The 1,422-nt window shown below is 53.2% G+C and carries 1 rRNA gene; it reads left to right on the plus strand.

The window, feature by feature from the left end:
- Nucleotides 1-1,396 (plus strand): 23S ribosomal RNA (locus tag D886_RS0119440); the annotation flags it as partial.
- Between the last annotated feature and the right edge of the window lie 26 nt (nucleotides 1,397-1,422).

Below are 1,422 nucleotides of genomic sequence, written 5' to 3' on the forward strand. Positions count from 1 at the left end.
AAGGCCGAGAGCTGATGACGAGTTGCCTTTAGGCGACGAAGTGGTTGATGCCATGCTTCCAAGAAAAGCTCCTAAGCTTCAGATAACTGGGAACCGTACCCCAAACCGACACAGGTGGTTAGGTAGAGAATACCAAGGCGCTTGAGAGAACTCGGGTGAAGGAACTAGGCAAAATGGCACCGTAACTTCGGGAGAAGGTGCGCCGGCGAGGGTTAAGGACTTGCTCCGTAAGCCCATGCCGGTCGAAGATACCAGGCCGCTGCGACTGTTTATTAAAAACACAGCACTCTGCAAACACGAAAGTGGACGTATAGGGTGTGACGCCTGCCCGGTGCCGGAAGGTTAATTGATGGGGTTAGCGCAAGCGAAGCTCTTGATCGAAGCCCCGGTAAACGGCGGCCGTAACTATAACGGTCCTAAGGTAGCGAAATTCCTTGTCGGGTAAGTTCCGACCTGCACGAATGGCGTAACGATGGCGGCGCTGTCTCCACCCGAGACTCAGTGAAATTGAAATCGCTGTGAAGATGCAGTGTATCCGCGGCTAGACGGAAAGACCCCGTGAACCTTTACTATAGCTTTGCACTGGACTTTGAATTTGCTTGTGTAGGATAGGTGGGAGGCTTTGAAGTGGGGACGCCAGTTCTCATGGAGCCATCCTTGAAATACCACCCTGGCAACTTTGAGGTTCTAACTCAGGTCCGTTATCCGGATCGAGGACAGTGTATGGTGGGTAGTTTGACTGGGGCGGTCTCCTCCCAAAGAGTAACGGAGGAGTACGAAGGTGCGCTCAGACCGGTCGGAAATCGGTCGTAGAGTATAAAGGCAAAAGCGCGCTTGACTGCGAGACAAACACGTCGAGCAGGTACGAAAGTAGGTCTTAGTGATCCGGTGGTTCTGTATGGAAGGGCCATCGCTCAACGGATAAAAGGTACTCCGGGGATAACAGGCTGATACCGCCCAAGAGTTCATATCGACGGCGGTGTTTGGCACCTCGATGTCGGCTCATCACATCCTGGGGCTGAAGCCGGTCCCAAGGGTATGGCTGTTCGCCATTTAAAGTGGTACGCGAGCTGGGTTTAGAACGTCGTGAGACAGTTCGGTCCCTATCTGCCGTGGACGTTTGAGATTTGAGAGGGGCTGCTCCTAGTACGAGAGGACCGGAGTGGACGAACCTCTGGTGTTCCGGTTGTCACGCCAGTGGCATTGCCGGGTAGCTATGTTCGGAAGAGATAACCGCTGAAAGCATCTAAGCGGGAAACTTGCCTCAAGATGAGATCTCACTGGGATCTTGAATCCCCTAAAGGGCCGTCGAAGACTACGACGTTGATAGGTTGGGTGTGTAAGCGCTGTGAGGCGTTGAGCTAACCAATACTAATTGCCCGTGAGGCTTGACCATATAACACCCAAGCAATTTGCTAGCGC

The sequence above is a fragment of the Pseudomonas sp. LAIL14HWK12:I7 genome (assembly GCF_000483465.1).
GTDB lineage: Bacteria > Pseudomonadota > Gammaproteobacteria > Pseudomonadales > Pseudomonadaceae > Aquipseudomonas > Aquipseudomonas kermanshahensis.